General features: G+C 63.1%; 6 protein-coding genes. 2 read left to right on the top strand and 4 right to left on the bottom strand.

Features of this window, described 5'->3' with window-relative positions:
* The first annotated feature begins 200 nt into the window (after positions 1-200).
* Positions 201-917 carry an SMP-30/gluconolactonase/LRE family protein gene (locus BQ8482_RS23575; protein ID WP_244602944.1) on the top strand — a complete coding sequence of 239 codons (717 nt, stop codon included), beginning with the start codon at positions 201-203 and terminating at the stop codon, positions 915-917.
* A 5-nt stretch (positions 918-922) separates the two neighbouring features.
* Here BQ8482_RS23575 and BQ8482_RS23580 read toward each other — a convergent pair whose 3' ends face one another.
* The 4 genes from BQ8482_RS23580 to BQ8482_RS23595 all read right to left on the bottom strand — a co-directional run bounded on the left by BQ8482_RS23580 (position 923) and on the right by BQ8482_RS23595 (position 5,126).
* On the bottom strand, positions 923-1,270 hold the full coding sequence (locus tag BQ8482_RS23580; protein WP_123149894.1) for an antibiotic biosynthesis monooxygenase family protein: 348 nt from the start codon (positions 1,268-1,270) through the stop codon (positions 923-925).
* Positions 1,271-1,359: 89 nt separating this feature from the next.
* Entirely contained in the window at positions 1,360-3,246 is a 1,887-nt protein-coding gene (locus BQ8482_RS23585; RefSeq protein WP_123149895.1) for an ABCB family ABC transporter ATP-binding protein/permease, read from the bottom strand.
* Positions 3,247-3,347: 101 nt separating this feature from the next.
* Positions 3,348-3,674, bottom strand: coding sequence for an ArsR/SmtB family transcription factor (locus BQ8482_RS23590; RefSeq protein WP_123149786.1), 327 nt, complete (start codon positions 3,672-3,674; stop codon positions 3,348-3,350).
* Between the two features lie 75 nt (positions 3,675-3,749).
* Positions 3,750-5,126: a LysM peptidoglycan-binding domain-containing protein gene (locus tag BQ8482_RS23595; protein ID WP_123149787.1), complete on the bottom strand. Its 1,377-nt coding sequence runs from the start codon at positions 5,124-5,126 to the stop codon at positions 3,750-3,752.
* 146 nt (positions 5,127-5,272) lie between these two features.
* On the opposite strand from BQ8482_RS23595, the gene BQ8482_RS23600 reads away from it, so the two are divergent.
* Positions 5,273-5,884, top strand: a complete 612-nt coding sequence (locus tag BQ8482_RS23600) for an LOG family protein (RefSeq protein ID WP_123149788.1) — start codon at positions 5,273-5,275, stop codon at positions 5,882-5,884.
* Positions 5,885-6,000: the final 116 nt, after the last annotated feature.

Below are 6,000 nucleotides of genomic sequence, written 5' to 3' on the forward strand. Positions count from 1 at the left end.
GGCCGAGTGGGGCGCCTACGGCACGAAACCTGGGAGCCCGCAATGCTGTCGCAGAAATTAGCAGCCAAAGAAGCAAATGTCGTGATGAACGGCCTGGCGTTCGGCGAGTCGCCGCGCTGGCATGATGGCAGGCTTTGGTTCTGCAACTGGGGAACCGGCCAGATCATCGCCGTCGATGCCGACGGCAACAGTGAGGTCACATGCTCACCGTGCCGGCCACCCTGCCCTATTCGATCGACTGGCTGCCGGACGGTCGCCTGGTCGCCGTCTGCGGACGTGAGGGGCTGGTGCTGCGGCAAGAAGCAGACGGTACGCTGGCCACCCACGCCGATCTGCGGGGTTTTTCAACGAGCCCTTGGAATGAGATCGTCGTCGACGGGCGCGGCAACATCTACGTCAATGGCGGTGGGCCGGCGCCGGCTCCCGGCCAGCATTTCGGCCCCGGCACCATCGTGCTGATTGCGCCGGACGGGTCGGTGCGGCAGGTAGCGGACAAGATCGCCTTCGCTAACGGGATGGCGGTGACGCCTGACAACAAAACGTTGATCGTCGCTGAATCCCACGCCAACAGGCTGACCGCCTTCGACATCGCCGCCGATGGCAGCCTCGCCAACCGGCGGCGATGGGCCGACCTCGGCAACGGCTTTCCCGACGGCATCTGTCTCGATGCCGAAGGCGCGATCTGGTATGCCGACGTGCCCAACCGGCACTGCGTGCGCGTGCGCGAAGGCGGCGCAATGCTCGAGAGTGTCGATGCCGATCGCGGCTGCTTTGCCTGCATGCTTGGCGGCGCTGAAGGCAAGATGCTGTTCATCGTCGCCGCCGAATGGCGCGGCTTCGAATACATGATCAGCGAGGCCCGCACCGGCCAGGTGCTCAGCATCGAGGCTCCGGCACCGGGTGCCGGCTGGCCGTAGAGAGCCTACACGCCGGGAATCCGCTGATAGTTGGCGATGTCGGCCTTGACGCCGAGCCGGGCGATCGTCTCTTTTGGATTGAAGGCAATGCGCTCATGCGCGGCCTTAACGATCGGTACAACCTTGTCGACGGCCGCCTGGCTTTGCCATTCGACAATCGTCACAAGGTTGAACTCGCCTGGCCCCGAGAATTGCTCGAGCAGGAAATCCTGGACGAACCCTTGCTGCTGGCGCAACAGCTCATGCGTCATCCGGACCTTGGCAAGGATCTCCTCGCGGGCGTTGGCCGGAACGACAAACTTGTCCACCCTGAACACACTGCTGCCATTAACTGCCTGATTTATCTTACTCATATCGATTGTCTCCGTTTTTGAACGACGCATCTCGCCGCGATCCAAAACGGTCTACGATCTCAACTTAAGTTGAGGTCAAGCACGAATTTTCAGCTCACTTCCGAGGGGCGGCGGCGGACGACGACGCCGAACTCGTCGCGCTCGCGAGCAATGCGCAGCCGCTCCTCGGCCTCGGTTGCCTCACGCTGGCGGTCCCACATCGACGCGTACAGACCGGCCTTGCGCATCAAGGCGGCATGCGTGCCACGCTCGGCGATCTGGCCGTCCTGCAGCACGATGATCTCGTCGGCCGAAATCACCGTCGACAGCCGGTGGGCGATGACGATGGTCGTGCGGCCCTTACTGACGAGGTCGAGCGCCGCCTGGATCTCCTGTTCGGTATGGCTGTCGAGAGCCGAGGTCGCCTCGTCGAGCATCAGGATCGGCGGCGCCTTCAAAATGGTGCGGGCGATCGCCACGCGCTGCTTCTCACCGCCCGACAGTTTCAGCCCGCGCTCTCCGACCATCGAACGGTAGCCGTCGGGCAGCCGCTCGATGAATGGCCCGATCTGAGCGAGTTCTGCCGCCTTGTGCACATCCTCCTCGCTGGCATCGACGCGGCCGTAGCGGATGTTGTAGGCGATGGTGTCGTTGAACAGCACGGTGTCCTGCGGCACCATGCCGATCGCCGCGCGCAGGCTCTCCTGCGTCACGTCGCGAATGTCCTGGCCGTCGATCAGTATCTTGCCGCCCTGGATGTCGTAAAAGCGGAACAGGAGCCGCGAAATGGTCGACTTGCCGGCGCCCGACGGCCCGACAATGGCCACCGTCTTGCCGGCCGGCACTTCGAAGCTGATGCCTTTCAGGATCTTGCGGTTGGGATCGTAGGAAAACTGCACGTCGCGGAACTCGACCTTGCCGGCGCCGACGACCAGCGGCCTGGCACCCGGCCTGTCGACGATCTCCTGCGGCACATCGAGCAGATCGAACATCTGCTCGATGTCGGTCAGGCCCTGGCGGATTTCGCGATAGATGAAGCCGATGAAGTTGAGTGGCACCGAAAGCTGGATTAGCATGGCGTTGATGAAGACGAAGTCGCCAACCGTCTGCGTACCAGCCTGCACCTCCAGCGCCGAAAGGCACATCACGATAACCGTGCCGAGACCGAAGATGACGCCCTGGCCGAAGTTCAGCCAGCCGAGCGAGGTCCATATCCTGGTGGCGGCGGTCTCGTAGCGCGCCATCGAACGGTCGAAGCGCTCGGCTTCCATGCTCTCGTTGTTGAAATATTTGACCGTCTCGAAATTGAGCAGCGAATCGATCGCCTTGGTGCTGGCGTCGGTGTCGCTGTCGTTCATGTCGCGGCGAATGACGATGCGCCAGTCGCTCGCCCTGATGGTGAACCAGATGTAGAGCCAGACCGTCACCGCCACCACAGCCACGTATTTCCAGCCATAGGTGACGGCGAAGATGGCGGCCGTCAGCGCGAATTCGAGGATGGTCGGCAAGGTGTTGAGCACGGTGAAGCGGACGATCGTCTCGATGCCCTTGGTGCCGCGCTCGATGATGCGCGACAGGCCGCCGGTGCGGCGCTCGAGATGGAAGCGCAGCGACAGTTGATGCATGTGGATGAAAGTGCGGAAGGCGAGCTGGCGCACCGCATATTGTCCGACGCGGGCAAACAGCGCGTCGCGCAGCTGGTTGAAACCGAGCTGCACCAGCCGCACGACATTGTATGCGATGACCAGCATGACCGGCGCCAGCAGGAAAGCCGGCAGCGGCGGCACCGACTTGGCATCCCCGGCTAGCGCATCGGTCGCCCATTTGAAGAAATAGGGGCCGGCAACCAGTGTCAGCTTGGCGACCACCAGAAGCACGGTCGCCCACACCACCCGCGCCCGGAGGTCGGCCCGGTCGGCCGGCCACATGTAGGGCCAAAGATTGCGCAATGTCTTGACGGTCGAACCGGACTCAGCGGAAACGGTTTTTTCGGCCATTTTTATCGCCTTTTTCTTATATCTTACTACTTGACCGTCATCTTTTCCGAAAACCGGCTTCCACTTTTCGCTGACGCGGTCCTTCGATTCGGGATCATGACCTAGCGGCCGGAGCAGCACGAATTAACGAGCGCGGCCAGCGATGCGGAAACATCGGCGAGCGCATCGCTGTCGACTTCATAGCGCGAGCGTTGCCGGTCCGGCTCGTAGCGGACCAGCCCGGCGTCGACCAATATCTTCAGGTGCTGCGAAACGGTGGACTGCGCCAGGTCGAGATGGTCGACGACCTCGCGGCAGCAGCAGGAGCGGCTGGCCGACAGATGCCGGAGGATCTCGATCCGGGCCGGATGCGAAAGCGCGGCGAGCTTCGCGGCGACGGACTGGCTGTCGGCGAAGCCACAGGTCTTCTCGGTCAAGGGAGCGTTCATCGTCTATCGGCGATAGACGATGAACGAACTTTCCGCAAGAGAGCCTAACGAAGAAAAAAGATTTCTGCGGGACCTCTAGTTGGACTTGGCAGGGGCGGTCGTCATCTGGTCGCCCATCGCCTTGAGGTTGGCGGCTTCGCCTTCCTGCGATTTTTCCGGGACCTTGAACACCTGCCCCGGCCAGATGCGGTCTGGATTCCTGATCTGATCCTGATTTGCGAGGTAGATGGTCGAGTAGCGCACGCCTTGGCCATAGACGCGCCGCGAGATCTGCCACAGCGTGTCGTGGCGGCGGATGATGACGGCGCCGTCGGCGTGTTCGAGCTTCGGTGCCGCGGTCTCGGGAATTTCAGCCGATGTGGCAGGTGGAGCAGGCGCGGTCGTGTCCGCGGCGGCGGGCGGCGTGGCAGGCTTCTGCTCGGCGGGCGCCACGGCGGCGACCGACTCGCCCGGCTCGCGCTCGAACGGCACGGCGGCACGGGCGACCACCTTGACCCCGTCGGCATCGAGTGCGTCGACATGGATGGTGTAGGTGCCGACCGGAATGTTGCGCGTCGCCTCGACCAGGAAGTGGCCGTCGGGCGAAGTTTTCGCGTCGCCGAGCAAGATGTCGTTGGCATAGGCGCGCACCTTGCGGCCCGGATCGGCGAGCCCGGCGACGAAGATCTTGTTGCCGTCGATCTCGATCGCTTCGACGATGATCTTTGGCCCTGCAGCTGGTGTTGCCGGTGCGACCGGCACGTCCGGAGCCGGCGCGGGGACGGCTTCGACAGTGGCCGGCGCCGTGGCAGCCGGTGCGCCTGGGGCTGGTGCTGCGGCAGCGGGGTCCCCGGCAGCCGGAGCGGCCGCCTTGTCGCCGGCAGGGCCTTCAGGCTTCTTCCCGGGTGTAGGAACGGTGAGCAATTCGGAGGGCTTGCCCGGCTCCTCGATCATCGCCAGCACCTGGCCAGCAGGACTCTGGGGAATCGAGACGACGGCTGTCTGCGCAGAGGGGGTCACGACATTGCCGGTCATCGAACGCAGCGCGATCGTGTAATCGCCGGGTTTCAGCGGATCGTCGAGAACGATGGCAAAAGCGCCATCGGCACCGGCGACCGTCGAGCCGAGAACCGTCGAACCGTTGAGAATCTCGACCTTGGCGTTGGGTGCGGCATTGCCGGCGACGACGATAGAGCCCTTGATTTCGACCCGAACGATATCGAAGGTCGGCGCGATCGCATCGGCCGCGGCCGGCGCTGCCGGTGCCATCGCATCTGAGGCCGGCGCGGGCGGAGGCGGTCCATCGGTCCCCGGCTCGGCCGGCTTCTTCACCGGCGGCGTCAGTGATGCCACTTCCGCCGGTGGCGCGCGATTGAGATACGGGTCGAGCGCGCCCGATACATAGGCGGTCCCCGCCGCGGCGACGGAGCCGCCGACGGCGAACAAAAGCGCCTTCAATGGATTAATCGTCATATTTCCCTGCCCTTAGCCACCTAATGCCGGTCTAGCCTGTTTTGCCCAAACCGACAAGAAAAAGGGGACTGACAAGAAAAAGGGGCCAGCAAGAAAAAGCCCGCCCGGGCTTGACCGCGAATAAAGACCCAATCACCAATCATCTCATGAACACGATTCGATCTATCTGCGTCTATTGCGGCTCGTCTCCAGGCCGCGATGAAACCTATGCCAAGGCCGGACACCTGCTTGGGCGTTCGATCGCCAAGTCCGGCCTGCGTCTGATCTATGGCGGCGGCACCAGGGGCATCATGGGAGCCGTTGCCGAAGGCGCGTTGCGGGCTGGCGGCAAGGTGACGGGCATCATTCCGCGCTTCCTGATCAACAGGGAGGCCACCGAAACCGCGCTTAACCGGCTCGACGAGCTCGTGATCACCGACAACATGCACGAGCGCAAGCATACGATGTTCGAGAAATCCGACGCCTTTGTGGCGCTGCCGGGCGGCATCGGCACGGTCGAGGAAATCATCGAGATCATGACTTGGGGCCAGCTCGGCCATCATCGCAAGCCGATCGTCTTCGGCAACGTTGGGGGATTCTGGGATCCGATGCTGGCGCTGCTCGACCATATGATGGCCGAAGGCTTCATCCACACCGCGCAGCGGGTCAGGCCGCTGGTGGTCGACGATCCGGAAGCGATCGTCGCCGCCATCATGGTCGCCGGATCATCGGTCGACGCACCGACCGAAGGTGTGCAGTCGGTAATCGACAAGCTTTAAGGCAATAGGGGAGTAGGGGAGTAGGGGAGTAGGTAGTGAATGCCGCTCATGAACTATTCCCCTATTCCCCTATTCCCCTATTCCCCTATTCCCCTATTCCCACACACCCCTACCGC

Origin of the sequence: Mesorhizobium delmotii (assembly GCF_900149755.1) — a bacterium.
Lineage (GTDB): Bacteria > Pseudomonadota > Alphaproteobacteria > Rhizobiales > Rhizobiaceae > Mesorhizobium > Mesorhizobium delmotii.

Coding starts and splice junctions, on each gene's coding strand:
- BQ8482_RS23575 (WP_244602944.1), top strand. CDS start 201: ATGCTCACCGTGCCGGCCACCCTGCCCTATTCGATCGACTGGCTGCCG.
- BQ8482_RS23580 (WP_123149894.1), bottom strand. CDS start 1,270: ATGAGTAAGATAAATCAGGCAGTTAATGGCAGCAGTGTGTTCAGGGTG.
- BQ8482_RS23585 (WP_123149895.1), bottom strand. CDS start 3,246: ATGGCCGAAAAAACCGTTTCCGCTGAGTCCGGTTCGACCGTCAAGACA.
- BQ8482_RS23590 (WP_123149786.1), bottom strand. CDS start 3,674: ATGAACGCTCCCTTGACCGAGAAGACCTGTGGCTTCGCCGACAGCCAG.
- BQ8482_RS23595 (WP_123149787.1), bottom strand. CDS start 5,126: ATGACGATTAATCCATTGAAGGCGCTTTTGTTCGCCGTCGGCGGCTCC.
- BQ8482_RS23600 (WP_123149788.1), top strand. CDS start 5,273: ATGAACACGATTCGATCTATCTGCGTCTATTGCGGCTCGTCTCCAGGC.